Genomic DNA, 22,633 nt, shown 5'->3' on the forward strand with positions numbered 1-22,633 from the left:
GACACTACATGTTGTCCCTTCGCAGGGTTGCCCAGTCGCAAGACCTCGCATGCAAAACTTGGCGCAATCGCCGGCGCGGTAAATGGAAAACTCGTCATTCAGACATGAGGCGGGGGAATATCGGCCGCCGGGCGCATGATGTTGGTCCGATATGTCTCGGCTCGAAAGATCGGCCGCGGTGCGGCGCAAGGCGCCGATCAACAGCTGGGCCGCAGGGGAAAGGCGGACATGGCTGCGCGTGGTGATGCCGATCGGGCTCTCGGTCACTTCCAGGGTGACCGGCAAGATGGTGAGGCCGCCGCCAGCCACCTCCCGTCGCGCCACCGAGGCGGGAAGAACGCCAAGATAATCGGCGTCGATCAAGAGGGCACGGTTGGCCAGCAGCGACACCGATTCCACCGCGTGCGTCGGCGGTTCAAGTCCTTCTTCGCGGAAAGCCATGTCGATGAGGCGGCGCAGGCTCGTCTGCGCCGGGGGCAAAATCCATTCCCACCCAATGAGATCGGCGAGACTGACGGCGCGTCGCATGGTCAATGGATGGCCATGCCGGGCGACGACGCAGGCGATGTCGTCCATCAGCACTTCTTGCGTCACATTCAGACGGTCGCGCTGCTCGGAAAGGCGCCCCACCACCAGGTCGAGCTCGCCGGACCGTAGGGCCGGCAGCAGTACATCGTCGGTGGCTTCGACCAGTTTAACCACCAGTTTGGGCCGCTCCTTGCGCAGGCGCGCGATGGCTGTTGGCAGCAGTTCGGCGGAGGCCGACAGAAGCGTGCCGACAGCGACGCGACCGCCGGCGCCGTCGCGCAGATCGGCCAGATGTTCCTCTGCGTGCGCCAGTTGCGCGATGATGAGGCGCGCGTGAAACGCCAGCGCCTCGCCATAGACGGTTGTCACGACACCGCGATTGGTGCGATCGAACAGTCGCGTGCCGGTCAGCGCCTCGGTTTCCTGCAAGGCCTTGGTAACCGCCGACTGCGTCATGTTCAGCCGCTCGGCTGCACGGACGAGATTGCCTTCTTCCACAATGGCTACAACCATACGCAAGTGGCGAATGGTGAGCCGGCTGGCGAGTAATGTCATGGCAGCTCGCTTGTTTGGGTCGCGTTTATTGGGACACCTCTCGCTCTGATATTCCCGATGCTCATAGAAATTGCCAGAGAATTCACTTGTCCGATCCCGAGCTGACTGAAACCTTGGCAGTCTGCGAAATGCGGAAGTGCTTGTGGCAGTGGAGCAAAGTCGGACAATGGTGCAGCAAACCGGGGCAGGGCGTCGGGCGGAAATCGCCGGTGCGGGGATTGGCGGCCTGACGGCAGCAGCGGCGTTGGCGCAGCGTGGCTGGTCTGTCACCGTGCACGAGCGCGCGCCGACCCTGCGCACTTTCGGCGCCGGCATCTATATATGGAGCAATGGCCTGCGCGTGTTGAAAGCCATTGGCGCCTATGACCAGGCAACCGTCGGCGCGCATATCGGCCCAGTGTTCCACACCCGTGATCATCACGACGCAACCATGGAAGAGATTCCGATCAACGGTCCGGGCGGTGCGCGGCTCATCACGATTCTGCGCGAGACGCTGATCAATTCGTTGGTTGAGACGTGTCGCAGGAGTGGCGTCGAGATCCTTACGAACTCGGAAGTCACAGGTGCGACGCCAGACGGCGAATTGCTGCTCGCCGATGGTGCGAAGCGCAAGGCCGATCTGGTGGTCGGAGCCGATGGCGTCAACTCCAGAGTGCGCGATAGCCTCGATCTGTTGATGTATCGCAAACAGCTCGGTTACGGCGCCATCCGCATGCTGATCGCGCGCGACGATAGCGATGTGCGGCCTGAAGATCGTGACCGCTATATCGAGTATTTTACCGGTACGCGTCGCATTCTCTATACGCCAGCAAGTAGCACCGATCTTTATGTGGCGCTGTGCTGCGCCTCCGATGACAAGCAGGCCCTGCAAGTGCCTGCCGACCGCGCCTTGTGGACGGATTCCTTTCCGCATCTGGCGTCGCTGGTCGCGCGTTTCGGCGATGCGGGCCGCTGGGATGAATTTGAAGTGATCAAACTGAAGGCCTGGAGCAAGGGCCGCGTCGCGATCCTTGGCGACGCCGCTCATGCGATGCCGCCTTATCTCGGCCAAGGCGGCGGTTGTGCATTGATGAATGGTATCGGTCTGGCCGCAACTGTTGCTGGCGCGCCCGACGTGGCGAAGGCGCTGGTCGACTGGGAAGCACGCGAGCGGCCGATGACCGAACACACCCAAGATACGGCGGAATGTCTCGGGGACATGAACTTTTGGCCCGACGATGTGCGCTCGCAGGTGCTCAAGATTACCGGCCAGTGCCGCGAGATCGCCATGGAGCGGATGAAGACCGCCTTACATGCGCCAACCGCGACGGAAGCGCTTTGATTCACGCGGCCTGATGCGCCGCTCTTTCACTCAACTTGGAGTTCTCGCATGAAATCCGTCAAACTCGGCGCCAATACGTTTTCCTATGACGATGCCGGTGAGGGCGACGTCATTCTGTTGCTTTCGGGCTGGTGCCAGGATCATCGCCTGTTCAAGATGCTGGCGCCGGAACTGGCCAAGACCCATCGCGTCATTCGTCTTGATTGGCGCGGCCATGGCGACCATCGCGAACATGATGGCGACTTCACCACCGCCGATCAGGCGTCCGATGTCATCGCTTTTCTCGATCACATGAACATCGACAAAGCGGTGCCGCTGTCCACCTCCCATGGCGGCTGGGCCAATGTCGAAACCGCTGATCGGCTAGGTATAGCGCGGGTGCCGCGTGTCGTCGTGATCGACTGGATCCAGACGACACCGCCGGAGGATTTTCTGCGGATGATCGATGATTTGCAGGATCGCACCAACTGGGAGAACGGTCGCGGCGATCTCTTCAACTATTGGATCGGCGAAACCAAAAACCAGGACATCATCAATCACGTCAATAACGAGATGGCGAGCTACAGTTTCGAAATGTGGGCCCGATCCGGCCGAGAGATCGCCATTGCCTATCGTAAATGGGGCAATCCGATGCAGCGCATGGCGGCTTTCAAAGAGGCCCGGCCGATCACCCATATCTATTCGCAGCCCTTCGAGCCCGAATACGCGCAGGCGCAGCTCGACTTTGCTACCAGAAACAACTGGTACCGACCTAATAAACTGCCCGGCGCAACCCATTTTCCGACGCTGGAACAGCCGAAGGTGGTCGCCGATACGATACGTGCCTTCCTGCGGTAGAATTATTCGCTCAAATTTTCCGGTAAATGGTTCGTAGATCGCTCGGTAAAGGCTTCGTGATAAACGCCAGCGGTGCTTGGAAAAGTCCTACTGGCGTTTTATGCTCGGCGGCCTCGATCAGCCAACGCTGTCGAGTCCGAGCGCACGAGCGGGATATGACCGGGGTCAGGAAGATCGTCGCGGAGCTTGGCCTGTACGCCCTGGGTTTGTTCCCCGGCGTGGCCTTTCTCTGCGTCATTTGGTTCGCCGCCGTTCAGGACTACTTGTCCGCCGCCATTGCCTTCGTCATCTTTGTCGTTTTTGCCGCGTTCTTTCTCTACCTCGTTCGGAAAATCGACGAGGGTGAAGAGGACTGACATGTCGCGACGGCGCGGCCTTATATCGATGTTATGACGCGACGTGTCAGTATGGGGCTCGCCATGGCACCGGGGTGCCATGCGTTGAACGCATGCGGTGACCCCTTGTCGCAGTCCAAGCACTCGCATACTTGCTGACAACGCTCGGTGGGCAAATTCGGCATGGCCCTCGCGCCTATCGTCGCGTTCTGTCCTCGTGCCTGTCTTGTGCCGCACCCCATGGATGATCGATGACTGCCTTGCCCGTGCGCCTGGCGTTGCTCGCCGGAAATTTCATCACCGGTCTCGTCGTGATGGCGCCGGCTGCCATGCTGCATCCTTTGGCCGAGGGGCTGAATGTCAGTGTGCGCGATGCCGGTTTGCTGGTCACCTATGGCGCGGTGATTCTGTGCATCGCCTCGCCGCTGGTGGCCTGGCTGACCAGCGGGATGGATAGGCGCACGTTGTTGGTCGGTTCGTTGGCGACTGTGGCGCTGGCCCATCTTGCCTCGGCGTTCGCGACATCTTATCCGGCGGTGCTGGCGCTGCGCCTTGTCATGCTGTTCTTCGCGGCGGTGTTCACGCCGCAAGCCGCCGGCACGGTAGCTCTGCTCGTGCCCGAAAAAGACAGGCCCGGCGCCATCGCCTTCGTGTTCATCGGCTGGTCGCTGTCGATTGCTGTCGGCATGCCACTGATGACTTTCCTGGCGACATCGTTTGGCTGGCGTTTCGCTCTTGCCGCCTTGGGGGTCGGCGCGCTGCTCACGGGCGTCTTCGTCTTCGCCGCTTTACCCGGCCGGCTGAAGGGCGCGTCCCTGTCGCTGTCGAGCTGGGCCGCGATCGGGCGCGATCGCGTGATCTTCATCCTGCTGGCGATCACCATTCTGCAGATCAGTGGCCAGCTCGTCGTCTTCACATTCATGGGGCCCTCGCTCAGTCTCATCGGCGCTGGCCCCAGCGTGATCGCTCTGTTCTTTGGTCTGTTCGGCGTCGCCAGTTTTGTCGGCAATATCATTGCGTCGCGTATCGTGGCGCCGCTTGGCGCCTTCGTCACATCGGGAATTTCCACCGGCATGGTCGCCACGGGTCTTTTGCTCTGGGGCTTCGGCGGCAGCCTGCTTTGGGTGATGGGCATTGGCGTCGCCATCTGGGGGCTTGGCTTCGCGGCGTCCAATGCGATGCAGCAGGCGCGACTCTATGGGGCGGCGCCAGCGCTGGCGGCGGTGACCGTCGCGCTCAATACCTCGGCCGTTTACGTCGGCCAGGCGGCCGGCTCCTATGTCAGCGGCGAAATGTTCACGCGCGATCTGACCTCGTTGATGGGTTACGCTGGCGCCGGCTTCGTTCTGGTGGCATGGATGCTCTGGTGGGTCACGCGGCCTCGGGCGGTTGTCAAAACCGCCTGAAGCGCAGTGTGACTGTGCCCGGAGGTTTTGATGACGTCTTCGCCGCTCGCCGATGTTTTGCTTGCAGCGCATAGCAGCGCGACCCAGGCGCGCTATGGCGCGACGCTGGCGCCAGCCAGTGCCGCCGAGGCCTATGCGGTGCAGGTGGCGGTGGCGCAGGGCCTGCAGGCACAGGCAAGTGGCTGGAAGGTCGGCTTTCGGCCGGAAGGCGGCGCTTTCGCCGCGCCGGTTCTGTCGTCAGGTGTCGTGCGGTCCGGCGCGCGCTGGCGGCTCGCGCCGGGTATCGGCGGCGTCAAGATCGAGGCCGAGCTGGCGATCCGTTTTGGCCGCGACCTGCCGCTGCGTCCGGGTCAACCCTATACCCGTGACGATCTGCTGGCCGCGATCGATGAGATTTTCGTCGGCATCGAGCTCGTCGCATCGCGTTTCAGCAATGTGGAAGAAGCGCCCTTTGATGCGCGTGTCGCCGATAATTTCAACAACGGCGCTTATGTGATCGGCGGCGGCACGAAGACTTTCTCGGCGCTCGATCTGTCGCAGATCCGTTGCCGGCTGATGGTCGATGGCGTGGTGAAAAACGATCGCCTGGGCGGTCATGGCGATGGCGATCCGCTGATTCCGGTTGTCGCCTGGGCCAATGTGCAGGCGGATGCTTTTGGCGGGCTGCGTGCCGGTCAGTTCATCACCACCGGCACGCTCAACGATCCGGTGCCGCTTAATGGCCCAGGCAAACTCGAAGCGAGCCTTGAGGGCATCGGCACGGTGAGTGTGGAGATCGTGGTGTAAGGCTCAGCTTTCCACCGCTTCCATCCAGTCGACGAACCGTCCGCCTTCCCGAGGCTGCAGGCTGAGATAGCTGAACGGGCTGTCGATGGCGGCGCCATGCCAATGTTTTTCACCGGGCGCGAACCAGACGGCATCGCCGGCGCGCAATTCCTCCACCGCGCCACCATCGCGTTGGGCGCGGCCAAGGCCGGAGAGCACATAGAGGAACTGGCCGCGTGGGTGGCTGTGCCAATGGGAGATGCTGCCAGGGTCGAAATGGGCGCGCATCGCCGTCATCTCGCCTTCGCCGCCTTCCAGCAGGATCTCTGCCCAGAACGGTTTGCTTGCCGTGCCAGGTGCGGAGGGCTGCGCATTGCCAGGGCGGCGGATGGTCATGCGGTTTGGGTTCGTGCTCATGGCGCGTCTCCCCAGGCGAGCGTTTCCCATCCAGGCTGGCTCATCTGGGCAATGCCGTTGCCAAAGGACCATTCGTCGGGTGTCGACGTGGTGATGAAGGCCATGATGTCTTCTGGCCGTAGGCCAGGCGACTGGCCGAGCAGATCGACGAGCCGCTTGAAAAAGGCCTTCCGCGTTTCCGCCGTGCGCGGTTTGCCAACGCTGATGGCGATCAGCACGAAATCGTCCGAGCGCGGGCCGGCGAGATAGGTGCGGTCGAAGATCAGTTCGTTGGGCTCTTGCTGGTGGATGACCATGAAACGGTCGCGCGGCGGCACGTTGAAGGTTTCGACCATGGCGCGCTGAATGTTCTCCGATAGGGCGCGGAGATATTCGGGCGATTTGCCCTTGAGCAGGGAGACGCGGACAACGGGCATGGAAGGCTCCTGGTCTGGAAAACTTGACAGCCCGATCCTCCCGCCACATGATCATCCCAACAATCAGAATATTATGCATTAATAATCCTGAATTTTGGGATAGTATCATGCGCCAGACCACATTCGACCTGGACGTGCTGCGCAGCTTCGCCATTGGCATGGCGCTAGGCAATTTCGCCAAGGCGGCCGAGCGGTTGGGGCGGTCGACGTCGGCGGTCAGCGCCCAGATGAAGAAGCTGGAAGAGCAGGCCGGCACGGCGATCTTCCGAAAGGCTGGCCGTGGCCTCGCTCTGACCGAGGCGGGTGAGACCATGCTGGCCTATGCCCATCGTCTGCTCGAACTGAACGATGAGGCGACGGTGGCCGTGCGCGGCGTCGAGCTGGAAGGCTGGGTGCGGCTTGGCCTGCAGGAGGATTTCGCCGAAAGCCTGCTGCCGGATGTGCTTGGGCGCTTCGCGCGGGCGCATCCAAAAGTGCGCATCGAGGCGCGGGTCGCGCGCAATGCCGAATTGGTCGAGCGCGTCAGCGCCGGCACGCTCGATCTGGCGCTGGCCTGGAGCGATCGGGCGGTGACCTTGCCGCATCAGGAGATTGCCGAATTGCCGATGTGTTGGATCGGCGCGGCAAGCGAAACAGCATCATGGACCTCTGGCAGGAACGAACCCGTGCCGCTCGCTTCCCTTGAAGCGCCTTGCATCATGCGCGCGGCAGCGACGAAAGCGCTCGATGCGGCAGGCATTTCTTGGCGCATCGCCTTCGTCAGTCCGAGTCTCGCGGGGCTTTGGGCGGCTGCGGCCGCTGGGCTCGGTGTCACGGTACGCACGTCGGCTGGCTTGCCGCGAAAGGTGAAACCGCTGGTGGCGAAAGACGTCGGCTTGCCGGCCTTGCCGCAGCTTGGTCTATCGCTGTTTCAAGCAGAGACGGAATTGGGGCCTGCCGCCAATTGGCTCGGTGCGACGTTGCGACAGGCGGCACGGGATTTCGTCACCGTTGCATAGAGAAACGGCGGGATGCCTCCCGCCGTTCGCTGCCGTTCGTTTGTCAGGATCAATGGTTGCCGTAAGGGCAAGAGAGCTGCTGCACCCATTGCAAGCCAGCACCAACCACGGGAATTTGCGCGCGGCTCACATAACAGCCGTCGGGCAGAGGCGGCCGAGACGACGGAAGAATGATGTCGTCGGGCTGATAGGCCTGCATCGCTGCGGGGATTTGCGCCTCGTGGCGTGGTGCGGCGGAGGCAGGGGCGGCCGCGAAACCGAAGGTCATAACGGCACCGAAGGCGAAGGCCATCACGGATTTCGACAGGGGTTTCGAGGATTTCATAGCGGGCTCCTAATCTTGCGATCTGCTTCCCCTCCCCATGGCTGATGTGGTGTGGCTACCTTTCTGTTGCATGACCGGCGCATTACAAATTATTGCGATCAGGTCGCCGTGGTGCGGCTTTCTGTCATCCGCCTCGTCTGGACAATGCTCGCCTCAAGACACGATCGGCGTGCACAGCTCCACGACAATGCCAGCGGGACAGCGAACATAAGACACGATCTGGCCCCATGGTTTGCGCGCCGGTGCCGCCAATTCGCTGGCGCCTGCGGCGAGGGCTTTGGCATGGGCCGCTTCGACCGTGTCGGTGACCAGGGCGATCTCCATGCCAAGCGGTAGCTTGGAGCTGTGCGCGGAGACATGGCCGGCCGGAAAATTCATCGCTCCCAATTCTTCGGAGGCGAAAGCCAGCGCGGTCTCGCCGGTTTCGAGTTCGCCATAGGTGCCTGACTCATGCAGGAAGCGCGTCGAAAGGCCGAAGGCTTTGCCATAGAAGGCGAGCGAGGCCGCGACGTCGGGAACATAGGCGATTGTATAGCCGAATTTCATGGATCGTCTTTCATCAGCTTGAGCCGTGTGCGGCTTCCCCATAGCACATAGATCTGTGGTCATCGTGCGACAAAGCCGACACGTTCTCACGTGCCGGCTCCACCGATCTCATTCGATTGCGTGTTGGCCTTAACCCGCCTTACGCATGGCATCGCCCTTTTCATAGGCGCGCACCACGGCTGGCCGCGCCTTGATGGCTTCGAACCAGCGTTTCAGGTTTGGGAAATCTTCCAGCTTTTGGCTCTGCATTTCATAGGGCACGACCCAGGGATAGGCGGCGATGTCGGCGATGGAATAATCACCGGCGAGATATTCGTGCTTGCCGAGCTGGGTGTTCATCACGTTGTAGAGACGGCTCGTCTCTTTTACATAACGGTCGATGGCGTAGGGAAGCTTCTCCGGTGCGCGTGCGAAATGATGGTTCTGGCCAGCCATGGGGCCGAGGCCACCCACTTGCCAGAACAGCCATTCCATCGTTTGCACGCGGCCGCGCAGATCCTGCGGCAGGAAGCGGCCGGTCTTCTCGGCGAGATAGAGCAGGATGGCGCCAGATTCGAACACGCTCACCGGGGCGCCGCCGTCGCGCGGCGCCTTGTCGATGATGGCGGGGATGCGATTGTTCGGCGAAAAAGCCAGGAATTCCGGCTTGAACTGATCGTTCTTGCCGATGTTGACGGGATGCGCTTCCCAATGCACGCCGGTCTCCTCCAGGAAGATGGCGATCTTCTGGCCGTTCGGCGTCGGCCAATAATGCAATTCAATCATGACGTTTCCTCAACAGGGTGGTCCAGCCTTCAACAGAGTGGTCCTGGTGCACCCTACAATTGCCGCATAGGTTCCGACAATCTGTTCTAAATTACATTTTGTCCCTGTCTTTCGAAGCTAGGTCTTCCGTTGCGGCGCGGCGAGGACTACATCGGGGCAAGTGACTTTCACGCGATCCTTCCAAGTGATCCTTCCTGTCGATGTCGGAGAATTTCCCATGGCCGCCAATCCTTTCTTCGAGAGCTGGACCACGCCGTTTGAACTGCCGCCCTTTGGCGCCATCAAGACCGAACATTTCGCCGAAGGCTTTGAGCGCGGCATGGCCGAGCATCGGCAGGAAATGGCCGCAATCGCCACTGAGAGCGCGGCGCCGGCCTATGCCAATGTGATCGATGCGTTCGAACGTTCAGGCCGGTTGCTCGACAAGGTGAGTGGCGTGTTCTGGAAGCTTGCTTCCGCTGACACCAATGACGAGCTGCAAGCGATCGAGCGCGAGATGGCCCCGAAGCTCGCGTCGCATTATGCGGCGATCTATATGGACGCGGCTTTGTTCAAGCGTGTCGATGCTCTGCATGAGAAGCGCGACACTCTCGGGCTGAATGACGAGCAGCGGCGCGTGCTGGAACTCATCCATAAGGATTTCGTCCGCGCCGGCGCAAAACTTTCCGGCAAGGAAAGCCAACGCATGGCCGAAATCGTCCAGCGTCTGGCCGATCTCTCCACCAGTTTCGGCCAGAACGTGTTGAAGGATGAATCCTCCTTCGTCCTGCCGATCCACGACAAAGCCGATCTCGCCGGCCTGTCGCCGGGGCTGGTCGATAGTCTTGCCGCTGCGGCCAAGGCGCGGGGCGTCGATGCTCCCTATGCGGTGACCCTGTCGCGTTCCCATGTGGAACCGTTCCTGGAAAGCGCGACACGGCGCGATCTGCGCGAACAGGTGTTCAAAGCCTTCATCGCGCGCGGCGCCAATGGTGGCGCCACCGACAATCACGCTATCGTCGAAGAGATCGTCGCCTTGCGTGCCGAGCGCGCCAAGCTGCTCGGTTATGAGACCTTCGCCGATTATAAGCTCGATGACACGATGGCGCGCACGCCCGACGCGGTGCGGACATTGCTCGACCGCGTTTGGACGGGCGGGCGCGCCCGCGCGCTTGAAGAGCGTGATGACATGCAAAAAATGATCGACGCGGAAGGCGCTAATTTCAAACTCGCGGCCCATGACTGGCGTTATTACGCGCAAAAGGTGCGCCACGCCCGCTATGACATCGATGAAGCGCGCCTAAAGCCCTATTTCGAACTGAACGCCATGCGCGAGGCCGCCTTCTATACGGCGAACCGGCTGTTCGGTCTCACTTTCGAGGAGCGCAAGGGGCTCGATCTCTATCATCCCGATTGCGTCGCCTATGAGGTGAAGGACGCCGGCGGCAAGCATGTGGCGCTGTTCGTCGGCGATTATTTCGCGCGGGCCAGCAAGCGCAGCGGCGCTTGGATGACCTCGATCCGCGATCAGCGCAAGCTCGATGGCGACGTGCGACCGGTCATTCTCAACGTGCTCAATATCGCCAAGCCTGGCGAGGGCCAGCCGGTGCTGCTGTCCATCGACGAAGCGCGCACCCTGTTCCATGAATTCGGCCATGCGCTGCACGGCATCTTATCGGATGTGACCTATCCGCGGATTTCAGGCACCAGCGTGCCGACGGATTTCGTCGAGCTGCCGTCGCAGCTCTATGAACATTGGCTCTTGCAGAAGGACGTGCTGCGTAAATTCGCCAAGCACTACCAGAGCGGCGAAGTGCTGCCGGATGATCTCCTTGAGCGTCTATTCGCCATGCGTACCTTCAACCAGGGCTTTGCTACGGTGGAATATTGCTCATCGGCCTATGTGGACATGGATTTCCACGCGCTGACTCCACCGGCCAAGGTCGATTCCGCCGCATTTGAACGTGATCGTTTGGAAGCGATCCAGATGCCGGAAGAAATCGTCATGCGTCACCGCACGCCGCATTTCTCCCATGTGTTCTCGGGCGATCACTACGCTGCCGGCTATTACTCCTATCTCTGGTCGGAAGTGCTGGACGCCGATGCCTTCAGCGCCTTCGAGGAAACCGGCGATATTTTCAACCCGGCGCTGGCTGAGCGGCTGAAGACCTATATCTATTCCGCTGGCGGGCGCCGCGAGGCGGCCGACGCCTATACGCACTTCCGTGGCCGGCTGCCGACGCCGGAGGCGCTGATGCGCAAGCGTGGGCTGCACGATGTGGGCGCGGAAGGTTAATCCTTCCGCCGCGTCGCGTCTTTGCGGAAGCGCAGCATGCCGAGCTGGCGGATGTAGTCATCCGTTAGCGCGCTGCTGTTGTCGGGATAGCGTTGGTCGCGGCCATAGCGGATGTGCCGAAAGATTTGCTGGCCGATGTAGGACAGTGCCCAGACAATGCCGAGGGTGAGCAGCGTCACCGCATAGTTGCTGACGATCTGGGCGCTGGCCTGCCAGTTTGGCGCGAAAACGAACAGCAGATGCGGTAGCAAATAGCCGATGGCTGGTGCTGCGAGGATGATCAACAGTTCGACATTGAACTTCCAGCACAGCAGTTCGAGCGGTAGGAAGATCGCCAGTAGGACCGCGAGGCAGATCAGGGATGCCAGCCCGGCCGAGCCCATGCGTTCGAAGTCCGCCGCGCTCATGAAGACAGCAGCCAGGCCGGTCAGAATCACAATCGTGAAAATGAGGCGCCACAAATAGGTCATGGGTCGTCTCGAGCTTTGATCTTGGAGTAATGAAAATATCACATCGAAGCCGGCAGCTCTAGCTGCGCGCTTGGTATCCCATGTCGCGAAAGGCGGCGTGCATGCGCGGCTTGATGACGGCGATCATATAGGCCCAAGCCACCAGGCCGATCAACGCGCCGGCGATGGCAGCAGCGATCAGGCCAGTAAATTCCGTCGTCAGCAGGACGGTGAAGGCGGGGATCATGAGTGCGACAATCAGGCCGATGAGGACGACAGGCTCGCGCGTGATGCGCTTCTGGGTCTCGACGATCAGGCGCTTAGCTTCCGTCTCCGACAGAGCATCAAGCTCGGGGAAGTTGCGCATTGGGTCGAGAGAACGCATCGACAATTCCTCTTGAACAATTTGTCGTCACCTGTGGTCGTTGAATATGCAAAGCTGACAAAGCAACATTCGTTCCAGAGTGTGGCGCAAAAAAGAAAGCCGGCTCGTGGGAGCCGGCTTTGCATGTTTAAAGATGTGAATTGTCAATCCGTCGGCTTGAAGCCCGAGGCCTTGATCGGGCCCGCCCAGAATTCGAAATCGCGCTTCTGGATGACAGCGAGTTCCGAGCCGGGCTTGCCGGTTGGCGATTGGCCGAGACGGATCATGATCTCCTTGCCGGCCGGGCTCTTGACCGCGTCGATCAAAACGCCGCCGACCTTCTCGACGATGGCTTGCGGCGTGTGGGCCGGTGCGTGGAAAGCATACCAGCCCTGGGCGACGATATCGTAACCCTGTTCCTTATAGGTCGGTACGTCGGGCATGAAAGACGAGCGCTCGGCCCCGGTGGTAGCAAGCACGCGCAGCTGGCCGCTCTTGTGCAGTTCGGCCGCGTCGGGCGCCGGCGTCGAGGCCAAAGCGATCTGGCCGGCGACGAGATCATTGAGGACGGGCGCGGTGCCGCGAAACGGCACGTGGCGCAATTCGACCTTGGCGGCGTTGGCGAAGATCACCCCGGAGAAATGCGGGATCGTGCCGGCACCGGGCGAGCCGAAGGCGGCCTTGTCGGGATTGGCGCGCAGCCATTTGACCAGTTCATCGAGATTTTTCGCACCCGTCATCGGGCCGGTCGAGAGCGCGAACTCCTGCGTGCAAACCTGCGCCACCGGCACCAGGTCGGTGAGCGGGTTATAGGGTAGGTTGGTGTAGACGCTGGGTTGAACGACGATCGGGCCGAAAGGCGAGAACAGAAAGGTGCGTCCGTCCGGCGGCGCCGAAGTGACGGCGCGCACGCCAATGCGGCCATCAGCGCCGACACGGTTCTCGACAATGACCGTTTCGCCAAGCGCCTGGCGCATCTGGTCGGCGAGGTAACGGACGACGCCATCACCGCCGCCGCCGGGCGCGAACGGATAGATGATCTTGATCGGCTGGTTCTGCGCCAGCGTTGGTTTAGCTATAAGGCTCGCCGATGCGGCAGCCGCGCCGGCGAGTACTTTTCTTCTGTTGATGCTCATGCTTTCCCCTCCAGAAAGCGAGTGGGTTTCCCCTCACACGGTCATGACGATCTTACCGATGTGCTCGCTGGTCTCCATCCGCGCATGCGCCTTCGCCGCGTCCCTCAGCGTGAAGGTTGAATCGATGATCGGCTTGCACTTGCCCTTGGCCCAGAGCGGACCAACGGTCTCCTCGAGGCTGCGGGCGATGGCGCCCTTTTGAGCCACCGTGCGCGGCCGCAGCGCCGAACCGGTATAGACGAGGCGCTTGGCCGAGATCGGCCTGAGGTCAAAACCGTCGACCTTGAAACCCTGCTGGAAAGCGATCTGCACGATACGTGCATCCATGGCGGCGCATTCGAAATTGCGCTGCACATAGCTGCCGCCGACCATGTCGAGGATAACGTTGACGCCCTTGTTCTCGGTGATGCGTTTCACCTCGACGACGAAATCCTGCGTGCGATAGTTGATGGCGTGATCGGCGCCGAGATCGAGACAGGCTTTCAGCTTGTCGTCGCTGCCGGCGGTGATGATCGACTTGGCGCCGAGTTCATGCGCCAGCATGATCGCGGTGGTACCGATGCCCGACGAACCGCCGTGGATCAGAATTGTTTCACCGGCCGAGAGCTTGCCTGTCATGAAGGCATTGACCCAGACAGTGAAGAAGGTCTCGGGGATCGCGGCGGCTTCGACCATGGAAAAGCCTTGCGGCACAGGCAGGGCATGGCTCTCTGTCACGGTGCAGTATTCTGCATAGCCGCCGCCATGGGCCAGTGCGCACACCTGATCGCCAATCTTGTAGCGCGAAGCGCCGGCGCCTAAGGCCGCAACAGTGCCGGAGATTTCCAGGCCGGGCAGATCAGACGCGCCGGCCGGTGGTGGATAGCGGCCAAGACGCTGCGACACGTCGGGGCGATTGATGCCGGCGGCGGCGACCTTAACGAGGATCTCGCCATCTTTCGGCTGCGGGACGGGACGTGTTTCCGGCTGGAGCACTTCCGGCCCGCCGGCACCCTGAATAGCCATGCAGAGCATTGTCTGCGGCGCAGTGTTCATGTCGTGCTCCCGGATTGCGTGTGTTTGCGCGCCATAGGGCGCGCACTGGTTGGAGGCGGTGGTAGCGCGCCTTCTCCGGTGTGGCAATCGCTGAGTGCTGCGGTCTTGGAGGATTCCTCGGCGGATTCCAAGCGAGCGTCATCGCGGTCGTTATCGCGATCATCAACGACTTGGTGGGTCAAGTATGAGATGGGACGGCTTGAGCTGCGCTTGTTTGCAGCAGCCTGCGCCGCATATGGGCGACAGGCTGTACACCGACATCATCGTCGCGCCGCATGAGCCCAACGAAGTGGTCGAGCGTTTTGCTACGGCAAGGCGCGCCAGCGCATCGGCAAGACGCCGTTCTGGCGGAAGCTGTCGAAGAAGTGGAAGCGGGCCGCTTGCGGATTTGTTTGCGCTTCGACCGTCGTGCCGAGGATCTGCACGACATCTCTCTCGCCATAAGCTGGCCATGGCGGCAGGTCAGGGCCGTTGGGGTCGCCGCGCGTGGCGAAATTCACCCAATAGCTCGTCATGGTTTGCGCCAGCGCGCGGTCAGCATCAGAGGGCGGCATGGCGCCGTTGACGATGAACTGCGGCGTCAGCGTGCCGAACACGAAGGGAATTTCCGTTATATGCGAAGCCACGGGTACGTAGGGCGACGTGTAGGTGAACAGGTAGCCGTAGACAGGGGCATGACCGGTGCGTTGATGTAACCGCAGCCACTGCCATGTCTGCTCGCTGATGACATAGTCGCCGGTGAGCGCGTCAGCCGAAACCTTGGCCTGCGCATCGGTGTCGGCCGGATAGACCTCGAGGAAATCGGCGAGACGATCAGCGCCGAACATGCGTTCGGCCGCGGCACGGAAGGCCTGTGCCGATTGGTTGGGCAGCGATTGGGAGTGGAAGGGCGCTTCCTCGGTGGCGTTCCAGCCGGCGAGCAAGGGAATGTGCATCTGTTCGCCGCGTATAAAGCGCGCTGCCGGCACATCGGGCACCACATAGCGATCGATGCTGGGTGAAAAGGCTCTGACGATCGGGTTGACCGAGAAATTCCACAGCGCCGCCGCATTCAATTGCTCGGCCGGCATGGCGCGCAAAGCCGCGATGGATGAATTGCCTTGCTGTTGCGCAAAGGCCTGGCCGCGCGCACGGGCTTCGTCGAAATTTTCGAGCGGACCGTGACGGCCATCCCAGAACGAGCCGCTCTCGCCGATGGCTTTGTGGAAGTGGCCTTTGGCAAGCGGCGAAGCCATCAGGAGGCCGATGGCATGGGCGCCGGCGGATTCACCGAAGAGGGTGACGTTGTTGGGATCACCACCGAAGCTGGCGATATTGGCTTTGACCCAGCGGAGCGCCGCAAGCTGGTCCTGCAGGCCGTAGTTGCCCGATGGCCCCTCAGGATCGAGATCGGGGTGAGCCAAGAAGCCGAGGACGCCGAGACGGTAGTTGAAATTGACGACGACAACGCCTTTCTGCGCCAAGACGCTGCCGTCGATCGCGGGTCCGGCCGAAGAGCCGAACTGGAAACCACCACCGTGAACCCAAACCATCACGGGACGTTTCTCGTTTGTCTCTTTCGCCGCCGTCCAAACATTGAGGGACAGGCAATCCTCGCTGCGTGGTCCTGGCTCGCGGTCATTCTCGAGAGCAGAAAGACAACGTGAACCGTAGGCCAGCGCGTCGCGCACACCGCTCCAAGGTTGTGGTGGTTGCGGGGCATGCCAGCGCAGTTTGCCAACCGGCGCTGCGGCATAGGGAATCCCCTTGAAGGCTAACACGCCGCGCGCGTCGCGTGGTGCGCCACGGAGAAGTCCAGCTTCGGTGTTGACCTGCGATCCCAAGTCGTTTGTCTTCACCTGTGCCTCCGCCGTGCACGTGGCCAGGGCGATCGTGGCCGCGTAGAGTCCGGCGCGAAAATAGTTCTGCGACTTCCAAAGCTGCCACATCGCGCGTTCCTCCATTTGTAGTCTTCATAGACCGGTTTAGGAACGGTGGGAGGATGCCGAAAGGGTCGGTGCGATGCCGTTGCGGCATCGGAGGTCTTTCGGCCTGACCTTTCGACCTGGCCTTCTCGACAGGAGCCGCACCCTGCGATTATGACGGGGGAGGTATCGATTGCGGGGAGAGCCATGGCCAAGTCCGATGAAGAGGACAATGTGTTCGGTGCGCCGCCGCGCAAGAAAGTCGTGCATGAGATGGGTGAAAATCTCGACATGCTGTCGGCGGGCGAATTGCGTGAGCGTGTCGAGCTGCTGAAAGCTGAAATCGCGCGGCTCGAAACTGCGGCGGCTGCCAAGGATGCTTCGAAGAACGCCGCCGACGCTTTCTTCAAGAAGTCATAGCGACACCGCTGCTTACGGGTCATTTCGGGGCAGGGGCCAAGCGGGGCTCGTTAACCATCCATTAGGGACTCTGAAGTATTAATGGATTGTCCTGAATTTTCGGGATTTCGAGTGGCTCCTGTCCACTCTGTTTGACGCCTCCCTGTTACCACCTTCAGAGCCGCCATCTGCGGCTCTTTTTTTGTGCCTGGAAATCGCGGAAAATCAGCGTCCGTGGCACATTAAGGTTAACAAATATTAAACGCCCGCCGAATGAATTTTGGCGATAGGATCATTTCACGGTCAAAAGCGCTGTTGGCATGACGCCACCGGACGCAGGGGCAGACCGGTGGAAGTCCATCGATGTTGAATTCGCGGAACGATGAACAGCGTAATACGGTGTCTTTCGGCAGCAAGCTGGCAGGCTCGGATGCGTTCAAGGCCCTGTTTCGCGAGGGCATGCTGCTGGTGGAAGAGGCCGCCGCCTATCTCGACGGGCCGGGCCGGCAGGAATCGAAGGGCCTCGGCCGCTCCGACGCCCTCGCCTATGCTTCAGAGAGCATGCGCCTGACCACGCGCCTGATGCAGCTCGCCTCCTGGCTTTTGCTGCAACGCGCCGTCAACGAAGGCGAAATGACTCAGATCCAGGCGGCGAGCGAAAAGCATAAGGTCAAGCTGACCCGCCAGGACATTGCCTCAAGCGCCGATGTCTTCACTCGCATGCCCGAGCGGCTGCGTGACCTGACGACTCAGTCTCTGCGCCTGCAGGCGCGGATCGTCCATCTCGATCAATTGCTCTACTCGGGCGCCATGCCGTCGGCTGAAAGCGAAGCCCGCGCTGGCGTTGCCGCGCAGCTCGAACGACTGCGGGCGGCTTTTCAGAACGGCTAAGATCAAGGAAGCTTTCCGAAAACAAAAACCCCGGCGTGAGCCGGGGTTTTGCTTTGTCCGAAGCTGACTGCTTGGAAAATTACTTCTTGGTCGCGCCGAGCGTACCGAAGCGCGAGTTGAAGCGCGACAGACGGCCGCCGCGATCGAGCAGCTGGGCCGAACCGCCGGTCCAAGCCGGATGGGTCTTCGGGTCGATGTCGAGGTTCAGCGTGTCGCCCTCTTTACCGTAGGTCGAGCGGGTCTCGTACTGGGTGCCATCGGTCATAACGACCTTGATCATGTGGTAATGCGGATGGATATCGGCTTTCATCGGATGTCCTGCGAATATTCTGCCTGAAACGGGACCGGAAGGAAGCCTTGAGGCTACCGCGCGCGGCCGGGCCGGCGCAAACCGGATTTCGGGCGCTCCTATACATGAAGCAGGCGGTTGGAACAAGGTGGCTGTTAAATGGCTTGTGAATCGCTTGCCTTAGCAGCCTTGTAGGGCCAGGAAGGGGGCACGCCGAGACGAGGATCGCGCCGACAAGCGAGACGTCCTGGCGCAGTTCCAACCGTGTCACAAAGCGCGTAAACAGGGCCATGGCCGACATTTTCCGCTCCCAAGCAGACAAATCCGAAGATCCGCCGCGGACCTCCCTTAGGGCGCTTTTGCCGCTGATTCCCTATGCTTTGCGCTACAAAGGGCAGATTCTTGGCGCCCTGGGAGCCCTGACGGTCGCCTCGATCGCGACCTTGACCGTGCCCGTGGCGGTCAAAGGCATGATCGACCATGGTTTTTCGGGCGAGGGCGCGCAGCACATCTCCCGCTATTTCCTGGCCATGCTGGCGGTGGTGGCCGTTCTCGCGGTGGCCTCGGGTCTGCGCTATTTTTTTGTGATGGTCACTGGCGAGCGGGTGGTCGCTGACCTCCGGAGCGATGTTTTCGCCCATCTGTCGCGGCTCGATGCGGCGTTTTTCGATGGCGCGCGCACTGGAGAATTGCTTTCGCGGCTGACCGCCGACACCACCCAGATGAAAGCTGCTTTCGGCGCCTCCGCCTCGGTCGCGCTGCGCAATCTGTTCATGTTCGCCGGCGCGGTGGCGATGATGGTCTATACCAGTCCGAAATTGTCGGGCCTGGTGCTGGTGGCGATCCCGATCATCGTCTTCCCGCTGGTGGCGTCGGGCCGCGGCGTCCGCCGTCGGTCGCGCCGCGCACAGGACACTCTGGCCGAAGCCTCAGCCTTCGCCGCTGAGAATCTCAGCGCCGTCCGCACCATGCAGGCGTCCAACGCCCAGCCCGGCACTTTGCGCCGTTTCGCTGCGGCGGTCGAAGATGCCTATGCGGCAGCGCGCGACACCACGGCCGCACGGTCGATCCTGACGGTCGTGGCGATCTTCCTGGCCTTCTCCAGCGTTATCGCCGTGCTCTGGCTCGGTGCGCAGGATGTTTTGGCCGGGCGCATGTCGGCCGGGCAATTGTCGCAATTCGTGCTCTATGCAGTGTTCGGCGCCAGCTCGCTGGGGCAGTTGTCGGAAGTGTGGAGCGAAATTTCGCAGGCGGCGGGGGCCGCCGGCCGGCTGGCTGAAATCCTGGCCATCCAACCTAAGATCGTCGCGCCGCAGCCGTGCCTGGCGCTGCCGCAGCCGGCGCAAGGCAGCATCGCCTTCGACGATGTGCATTTCGCCTACCCCTCGCGGCCGGATGCGCAGGCACTGAAGGGTCTTAGCTTCTCGATCGCGCCGGGCGAGACCGTGGCGCTGGTCGGTCCTTCCGGCGCCGGCAAATCGACTGTGTTCCAACTGCTGCTGCGCTTCTACGATCCGCAATCGGGCGTGGTGCGCGTTGATGGCGTCGATGTGGCTAAAGCCGATCCTTCTGCCGTCCGCGCTCGCATCGCGCTGGTGCCGCAGGAGCCGGTGATCTTCTCCGGTACGATCGGCGACAACATTCGCTATGGCAGCGAGGACGCGCCGCAGGAGAAGATTGCCGATGCGGCGCGACGCGCGGCGGCGGATGAATTCATCCGCGTGCTGCCGGAAGGTTACGAATCCCGCGTCGGCGAACGTGGCGTGACACTGTCGGGCGGCCAGAAGCAGCGCCTCGCTATCGCCCGCGCCATTTTGCGCGATGCGCCGGTGCTGCTGCTCGATGAGGCGACGTCGGCGCTTGACGCGGAGAACGAGCGGTTGGTGCAGGGCGCGCTCGAAAACATCATGGGCACACGCACGACGATCGTTATCGCCCATCGTCTGGCGACGGTTCTGAAGGCCGATCGGATCTTGGTGATGGAAGGCGGGCGCATCGTCGAGGAGGGTACCCATGCGACGTTGGTGGCGCGCGGCGGCCTCTATGCGCGGCTGGCGCGGTTGCAATTCGACCAGCCGGACGTGCGCGCGGCGGAGTGAGTGGCTTAACGTATTGATCGTGCCAGATTGGGGCAGAATCGCTCTATGACAGCGTGATCATGAAGCCACAGTCGTCGTCAGAACGTCTCAAATCTTTCGTGATCTATGGATTTTTAAGGCCCTTTTGGTACACCTTGGGTCACTCCAAGGGCTGCCGATGTTTTCGCACCGAATCATCCTCACCGGCCTGACAGCCGGCTTTCTTGCTGCCGTGTCGCCTGTCGCACTGGCGACGGCCGCGCCGCGCGTGAAGGCCACGCCGGCGAGCGAACGGCCGCTGCGGCCCAAGGCGCCGCTCACCATTCTCGTCTCGCTCGATCAGCAGCGTCTTACGCTCTACGAGGGTTTGGTGCCGATTGCCGAAACCACCGTTTCGAGCGGCGTTATCGGCCATGAGACGCCGACAGGCGTGTTCAGCATTCTGCAAAAGAACCGCGACCATAAGTCGAACATCTATAGCGATGCGCCGATGCCCTATATGCAGCGGATCACCTGGTCGGGGATCGCGCTGCATGAAGGACGCGTCACCGGTGCACCGGCCTCGCATGGCTGTATCCGCCTGCCGAAGGCGTTCGCGATGCAGCTCTGGCGCATGACCAAGCTCAATGTGCGCGTCATCGTCACCCATCAGGATGTGTCGCTCGCCGAGATTGAAGCGCCGAGTTTCTTCAAACTGCTGCCGCGCGCCGACACCAATGTGGTGATCGCCACCGATGCGCCGGCGCCCGTGGTGTTCCTGCAGGGCGACGCGCCGAGAAGCGATATCTCGCCGGTTGCCAGCGTTCGCGCGACCGACAATCTGCGCCCCTCCATGATGCCGACAGAACCGGCGCATGAAGAGGCGGTTGTCGATGGCGATACCGGCCTGGCGACGCAGGAGGCAGCGCCCCTCGATTTGGCCTTGGCCGCGCCTGCGCCGACATCGCCCAAGGACGTGGTGATCGACCTTTACCCCGAAGAGGCCGCCAAGCCCGCGCAAGGCAAGCCGGTGCAAGCGCAAGCCGCACCGCAAGTGCCAACCGCGCCGCAAATGCAAGTCACCGCCAGTCTCGATGCCGGCTCTTTCGACCTGATGCTGCCGAAGGATTTCCGCGACAAGCGCCCGCCGACCTTCGATCGCAAGGCTGGGCCGCTCTCCGTCTTCATCAGCAAGAAAGACGGCAAGCTCTATGTGCGGCAGGACTTCAAGCAGGTGTTTGAAACAGCCGTCACCTTCGATGACCAGGAACAAGCGATTGGCACCCATGTGCTGACGGCGGTCGAGGGAACGACTGAGGGCATGCGCTGGGCTTCGACTACGGTGCCGTCAGCCATTTCCGTGCAGCGTGATCGCGACATCGCCGCGCGCAAGCAGCGCCAGGCGGCTGGCGCCAGCACGCCAGTGCGTGTAGCCGCCAACGGGCCGCTCACCTGGTGGCATATGTCGGGTCCGTCGGAGGCGCTGCGGCGCGTGCACGTGCCAGAAGAGATCGGCGATGCCATCGCGAAGGCGCTGACGCCAGGTTCGTCGCTGATCATCTCCGATCTCGGCGCCAGCATTGAAACCGGCAAAGGCACGGATTTCATTCTGCTGGCGAAGTGAGTTGCGCTGCCCTTAATTATTTGGCGCCGGCACCAGTTTCGCAAGCTCGTCGCCTCTGGCCATTTCGACCTTGAGAAGAGTGGCGAATTCCGCTGGCGTATTGCCGATGCCGACATAGCCTTGGGGCTCAAGGAATTTGCTGCGGTAATCCGCTTCCTCAACCAGTTCACGCACGGCGCCTGCGAGGCGGTTCATGATCTTCTCGTCAACTCCGGGCGGCGCCATCAGAGCAAACCAGCCGCCCTTATAGGGAAAGTTGAGACCGAGTTCGCCGAGCGAAGGCACGTCCGGCAGAAGCGGTTCGCGGCTATCGCCGGTGACGGCGAGCGGTACGATCTTGCCAGCTTCGGCCTGCGGCTTGGCGAAGCCGACAGTGACATAGCTCGCCTGGATGCGGCCACCAACGAGTTCGTTCATGATGTCGCCGGCACTGCGCATCGGCACGTGAAAGAGATCGGCGCCCTTGTGAGCGCGCAGCCATTCGAAAAACAATTGCGGTGAGCTGCCGCGTCCGAAAGATGCGTAATTGAGCTTGCCCGGTTCCTTCTTCGCCAGAGCGACGAGACCATCGAGTGTCTTGATGCCGAGATCCGGACTGGCATAGACGACGCCACCGGCACGTAGCATTTGCGTTAGCGGCGCCAACGTTTTGTAGCGCGCCCATTGTTCCGGCTCGAGGGAGGGCGCGGTGATCATCTGTTCGATGGTGACGGCGCAGATCGTGTAGCCATCGGGCGTCGCCTTAGCGCAGGCTTCGAGACCGAGCGAACCGTTGGCGCCGGCGCGATTTTCGATGATCGCGGCCTGGCCGAGTTTTTCGCGCAGCCGTTCGGTGATCGAACGGGTGATGGCATCGAGCACGCCGCCTGGCGGGAAGGGCACGATGACCTTGATGATCTGGTTCGGATAATTCTGCGCGTTCGCTGGCGCTGCAAACGTCGCGGCAAGGCCGATGGCGGCTGCCAGAAAAATTTTCATGTTCCCCTCCCTCTACAA

At 61.7% G+C, this 22,633-nt stretch carries 23 protein-coding genes and 1 pseudogene; 11 read left to right on the forward strand and 13 right to left on the reverse strand.

Annotation, left to right across the window (positions count from 1 at the left end; translation table 11 throughout):
* Nucleotides 1-186: 186 nt before the first annotated feature.
* Nucleotides 187-1,083, reverse strand: a pseudogene (locus BLW50_RS26995) (LysR substrate-binding domain-containing protein); the annotation flags it as partial.
* Between the two features lie 166 nt (nucleotides 1,084-1,249).
* Between BLW50_RS26995 and BLW50_RS27000 the strand changes: the two are divergent.
* The 5 genes from BLW50_RS27000 to BLW50_RS27020 all read left to right on the forward strand — a co-directional run bounded on the left by BLW50_RS27000 (nucleotide 1,250) and on the right by BLW50_RS27020 (nucleotide 5,768).
* Nucleotides 1,250-2,404, forward strand: coding sequence for an FAD-dependent oxidoreductase (locus BLW50_RS27000; protein WP_090708118.1), 1,155 nt, complete (start codon nucleotides 1,250-1,252; stop codon nucleotides 2,402-2,404).
* A 48-nt stretch (nucleotides 2,405-2,452) separates the two neighbouring features.
* On the forward strand, nucleotides 2,453-3,241 hold the full coding sequence (locus BLW50_RS27005) for an alpha/beta fold hydrolase (RefSeq protein WP_090708120.1): 789 nt from the start codon (nucleotides 2,453-2,455) through the stop codon (nucleotides 3,239-3,241).
* A gap of 155 nt (nucleotides 3,242-3,396) precedes the next feature.
* Nucleotides 3,397-3,597, forward strand: coding sequence for a hypothetical protein (locus BLW50_RS27010; RefSeq protein WP_090708122.1), 201 nt, complete (start codon nucleotides 3,397-3,399; stop codon nucleotides 3,595-3,597).
* A gap of 230 nt (nucleotides 3,598-3,827) precedes the next feature.
* Nucleotides 3,828-4,982, forward strand: coding sequence for an MFS transporter (locus tag BLW50_RS27015; protein WP_090708125.1), 1,155 nt, complete (start codon nucleotides 3,828-3,830; stop codon nucleotides 4,980-4,982).
* A 30-nt stretch (nucleotides 4,983-5,012) separates the two neighbouring features.
* Nucleotides 5,013-5,768, forward strand: coding sequence for a fumarylacetoacetate hydrolase family protein (locus BLW50_RS27020; protein ID WP_090708127.1), 756 nt, complete (start codon nucleotides 5,013-5,015; stop codon nucleotides 5,766-5,768).
* Between the two features lie 3 nt (nucleotides 5,769-5,771).
* Here the strand turns inward: BLW50_RS27020 and BLW50_RS27025 are convergent, their stop codons facing one another.
* Together BLW50_RS27025 and BLW50_RS27030 are read right to left on the reverse strand one after the other, a co-directional pair.
* Nucleotides 5,772-6,164 carry a cupin domain-containing protein gene (locus BLW50_RS27025; RefSeq protein ID WP_090708129.1) on the reverse strand — a complete coding sequence of 131 codons (393 nt, stop codon included), beginning with the start codon at nucleotides 6,162-6,164 and terminating at the stop codon, nucleotides 5,772-5,774.
* The gene (locus BLW50_RS27030; protein ID WP_090708130.1) at nucleotides 6,161-6,580 is read right to left on the reverse strand and encodes a tautomerase family protein; all 420 of its coding nucleotides are present in this window, start codon (nucleotides 6,578-6,580) and stop codon (nucleotides 6,161-6,163) included. Before BLW50_RS27030 ends, BLW50_RS27025 begins: the two co-directional genes overlap by 4 nt.
* 107 nt (nucleotides 6,581-6,687) lie before the next feature.
* Between BLW50_RS27030 and BLW50_RS27035 the strand changes: the two genes are divergently transcribed.
* Nucleotides 6,688-7,578 (forward strand): LysR substrate-binding domain-containing protein, encoded by an 891-nt coding sequence (locus tag BLW50_RS27035; RefSeq protein WP_090708132.1) that lies wholly within the window; start codon nucleotides 6,688-6,690, stop codon nucleotides 7,576-7,578.
* A 49-nt stretch (nucleotides 7,579-7,627) separates the two neighbouring features.
* Here the strand turns inward: BLW50_RS27035 and BLW50_RS27040 are convergent, their stop codons facing one another.
* The 3 genes from BLW50_RS27040 to BLW50_RS27050 form a co-directional block, all read right to left on the reverse strand.
* Nucleotides 7,628-7,903, reverse strand: coding sequence for a hypothetical protein (locus BLW50_RS27040; protein ID WP_090708135.1), 276 nt, complete (start codon nucleotides 7,901-7,903; stop codon nucleotides 7,628-7,630).
* 153 nt (nucleotides 7,904-8,056) lie between these two features.
* Nucleotides 8,057-8,449, reverse strand: coding sequence for a VOC family protein (locus BLW50_RS27045; protein WP_090708137.1), 393 nt, complete (start codon nucleotides 8,447-8,449; stop codon nucleotides 8,057-8,059).
* 129 nt (nucleotides 8,450-8,578) lie between these two features.
* Nucleotides 8,579-9,214 (reverse strand): glutathione binding-like protein, encoded by a 636-nt coding sequence (locus BLW50_RS27050; protein WP_090708140.1) that lies wholly within the window; start codon nucleotides 9,212-9,214, stop codon nucleotides 8,579-8,581.
* A 217-nt stretch (nucleotides 9,215-9,431) separates the two neighbouring features.
* Here BLW50_RS27050 and BLW50_RS27055 point away from each other — a divergent pair, with 217 nt between their 5' ends.
* A complete protein-coding gene (locus tag BLW50_RS27055) occupies nucleotides 9,432-11,489 on the forward strand; it encodes a M3 family metallopeptidase (RefSeq protein WP_090708142.1) in 2,058 nt (685 codons plus the stop codon).
* On the opposite strand, the gene BLW50_RS27060 is transcribed toward BLW50_RS27055, so the two are convergent.
* The 5 genes from BLW50_RS27060 to BLW50_RS27080 form a co-directional block, all read right to left on the reverse strand.
* A complete protein-coding gene (locus BLW50_RS27060) occupies nucleotides 11,486-11,959 on the reverse strand; it encodes a hypothetical protein (protein ID WP_090708145.1) in 474 nt (157 codons plus the stop codon). The genes BLW50_RS27055 and BLW50_RS27060 overlap by 4 nt on opposite strands.
* A gap of 58 nt (nucleotides 11,960-12,017) precedes the next feature.
* Complete coding sequence (locus BLW50_RS27065) at nucleotides 12,018-12,323, reverse strand: hypothetical protein (protein WP_139267762.1); 306 nt, start codon at nucleotides 12,321-12,323, stop codon at nucleotides 12,018-12,020.
* Nucleotides 12,324-12,466: 143 nt separating this feature from the next.
* Nucleotides 12,467-13,438 carry a Bug family tripartite tricarboxylate transporter substrate binding protein gene (locus BLW50_RS27070; protein WP_090708149.1) on the reverse strand — a complete coding sequence of 324 codons (972 nt, stop codon included), beginning with the start codon at nucleotides 13,436-13,438 and terminating at the stop codon, nucleotides 12,467-12,469.
* A 33-nt stretch (nucleotides 13,439-13,471) separates the two neighbouring features.
* Nucleotides 13,472-14,473: an NAD(P)H-quinone oxidoreductase gene (locus tag BLW50_RS27075; protein WP_090708152.1), complete on the reverse strand. Its 1,002-nt coding sequence runs from the start codon at nucleotides 14,471-14,473 to the stop codon at nucleotides 13,472-13,474.
* Nucleotides 14,474-14,778: 305 nt separating this feature from the next.
* Nucleotides 14,779-16,401, reverse strand: a complete 1,623-nt coding sequence (locus tag BLW50_RS27080) for a carboxylesterase/lipase family protein (RefSeq protein WP_090709800.1) — start codon at nucleotides 16,399-16,401, stop codon at nucleotides 14,779-14,781.
* 183 nt (nucleotides 16,402-16,584) lie between these two features.
* On the opposite strand from BLW50_RS27080, the gene BLW50_RS27085 reads away from it, so the two are divergent.
* A complete protein-coding gene (locus tag BLW50_RS27085) occupies nucleotides 16,585-16,797 on the forward strand; it encodes a DUF1192 domain-containing protein (protein ID WP_090708154.1) in 213 nt (70 codons plus the stop codon).
* A gap of 342 nt (nucleotides 16,798-17,139) precedes the next feature.
* The gene (locus tag BLW50_RS27090; protein ID WP_090708157.1) at nucleotides 17,140-17,667 is read left to right on the forward strand and encodes a protease adaptor protein RcdA; all 528 of its coding nucleotides are present in this window, start codon (nucleotides 17,140-17,142) and stop codon (nucleotides 17,665-17,667) included.
* Nucleotides 17,668-17,746: 79 nt separating this feature from the next.
* Here BLW50_RS27090 and rpmE read toward each other — a convergent pair whose 3' ends face one another.
* Nucleotides 17,747-17,977: a 50S ribosomal protein L31 gene (rpmE, locus tag BLW50_RS27095; protein WP_090708159.1), complete on the reverse strand. Its 231-nt coding sequence runs from the start codon at nucleotides 17,975-17,977 to the stop codon at nucleotides 17,747-17,749.
* 269 nt (nucleotides 17,978-18,246) lie between these two features.
* On the opposite strand from rpmE, the gene BLW50_RS27100 reads away from it, so the two are divergent.
* Both BLW50_RS27100 and BLW50_RS27105 read left to right on the forward strand, forming a co-directional pair.
* Nucleotides 18,247-20,055, forward strand: coding sequence for an ABC transporter transmembrane domain-containing protein (locus BLW50_RS27100; RefSeq protein ID WP_090708161.1), 1,809 nt, complete (start codon nucleotides 18,247-18,249; stop codon nucleotides 20,053-20,055).
* 157 nt (nucleotides 20,056-20,212) lie between these two features.
* Nucleotides 20,213-21,637 (forward strand): L,D-transpeptidase, encoded by a 1,425-nt coding sequence (locus BLW50_RS27105; protein WP_090708163.1) that lies wholly within the window; start codon nucleotides 20,213-20,215, stop codon nucleotides 21,635-21,637.
* A gap of 12 nt (nucleotides 21,638-21,649) precedes the next feature.
* Here the strand turns inward: BLW50_RS27105 and BLW50_RS27110 are convergent, their stop codons facing one another.
* Nucleotides 21,650-22,615, reverse strand: a complete 966-nt coding sequence (locus BLW50_RS27110) for a Bug family tripartite tricarboxylate transporter substrate binding protein (RefSeq protein WP_090708165.1) — start codon at nucleotides 22,613-22,615, stop codon at nucleotides 21,650-21,652.
* Between the last annotated feature and the right edge of the window lie 18 nt (nucleotides 22,616-22,633).

Source organism: Beijerinckia sp. 28-YEA-48 (assembly GCF_900104955.1).
Classification (GTDB): Bacteria; Pseudomonadota; Alphaproteobacteria; order Rhizobiales; family Beijerinckiaceae; genus Terripilifer.

Bases quoted from the DNA above. Each gene is read 5' to 3' on its own strand.
- BLW50_RS27000 (WP_090708118.1), top strand. From the start codon at position 1,250: ATGGTGCAGCAAACCGGGGCAGGGCGTCGGGCGGAAATCGCCGGTGCG.
- BLW50_RS27005 (WP_090708120.1), top strand. From the start codon at position 2,453: ATGAAATCCGTCAAACTCGGCGCCAATACGTTTTCCTATGACGATGCC.
- BLW50_RS27010 (WP_090708122.1), top strand. From the start codon at position 3,397: ATGACCGGGGTCAGGAAGATCGTCGCGGAGCTTGGCCTGTACGCCCTG.
- BLW50_RS27015 (WP_090708125.1), top strand. From the start codon at position 3,828: ATGACTGCCTTGCCCGTGCGCCTGGCGTTGCTCGCCGGAAATTTCATC.
- BLW50_RS27020 (WP_090708127.1), top strand. From the start codon at position 5,013: ATGACGTCTTCGCCGCTCGCCGATGTTTTGCTTGCAGCGCATAGCAGC.
- BLW50_RS27025 (WP_090708129.1), bottom strand. From the start codon at position 6,164: ATGAGCACGAACCCAAACCGCATGACCATCCGCCGCCCTGGCAATGCG.
- BLW50_RS27030 (WP_090708130.1), bottom strand. From the start codon at position 6,580: ATGCCCGTTGTCCGCGTCTCCCTGCTCAAGGGCAAATCGCCCGAATAT.
- BLW50_RS27035 (WP_090708132.1), top strand. From the start codon at position 6,688: ATGCGCCAGACCACATTCGACCTGGACGTGCTGCGCAGCTTCGCCATT.
- BLW50_RS27040 (WP_090708135.1), bottom strand. From the start codon at position 7,903: ATGAAATCCTCGAAACCCCTGTCGAAATCCGTGATGGCCTTCGCCTTC.
- BLW50_RS27045 (WP_090708137.1), bottom strand. From the start codon at position 8,449: ATGAAATTCGGCTATACAATCGCCTATGTTCCCGACGTCGCGGCCTCG.
- BLW50_RS27050 (WP_090708140.1), bottom strand. From the start codon at position 9,214: ATGATTGAATTGCATTATTGGCCGACGCCGAACGGCCAGAAGATCGCC.
- BLW50_RS27055 (WP_090708142.1), top strand. From the start codon at position 9,432: ATGGCCGCCAATCCTTTCTTCGAGAGCTGGACCACGCCGTTTGAACTG.
- BLW50_RS27060 (WP_090708145.1), bottom strand. From the start codon at position 11,959: ATGACCTATTTGTGGCGCCTCATTTTCACGATTGTGATTCTGACCGGC.
- BLW50_RS27065 (WP_139267762.1), bottom strand. From the start codon at position 12,323: ATGCGTTCTCTCGACCCAATGCGCAACTTCCCCGAGCTTGATGCTCTG.
- BLW50_RS27070 (WP_090708149.1), bottom strand. From the start codon at position 13,438: ATGAGCATCAACAGAAGAAAAGTACTCGCCGGCGCGGCTGCCGCATCG.
- BLW50_RS27075 (WP_090708152.1), bottom strand. From the start codon at position 14,473: ATGAACACTGCGCCGCAGACAATGCTCTGCATGGCTATTCAGGGTGCC.
- BLW50_RS27080 (WP_090709800.1), bottom strand. From the start codon at position 16,401: ATGTGGCAGCTTTGGAAGTCGCAGAACTATTTTCGCGCCGGACTCTAC.
- BLW50_RS27085 (WP_090708154.1), top strand. From the start codon at position 16,585: ATGGCCAAGTCCGATGAAGAGGACAATGTGTTCGGTGCGCCGCCGCGC.
- BLW50_RS27090 (WP_090708157.1), top strand. From the start codon at position 17,140: ATGTTGAATTCGCGGAACGATGAACAGCGTAATACGGTGTCTTTCGGC.
- rpmE (WP_090708159.1), bottom strand. From the start codon at position 17,977: ATGAAAGCCGATATCCATCCGCATTACCACATGATCAAGGTCGTTATG.
- BLW50_RS27100 (WP_090708161.1), top strand. From the start codon at position 18,247: ATGGCCGACATTTTCCGCTCCCAAGCAGACAAATCCGAAGATCCGCCG.
- BLW50_RS27105 (WP_090708163.1), top strand. From the start codon at position 20,213: ATGTTTTCGCACCGAATCATCCTCACCGGCCTGACAGCCGGCTTTCTT.
- BLW50_RS27110 (WP_090708165.1), bottom strand. From the start codon at position 22,615: ATGAAAATTTTTCTGGCAGCCGCCATCGGCCTTGCCGCGACGTTTGCA.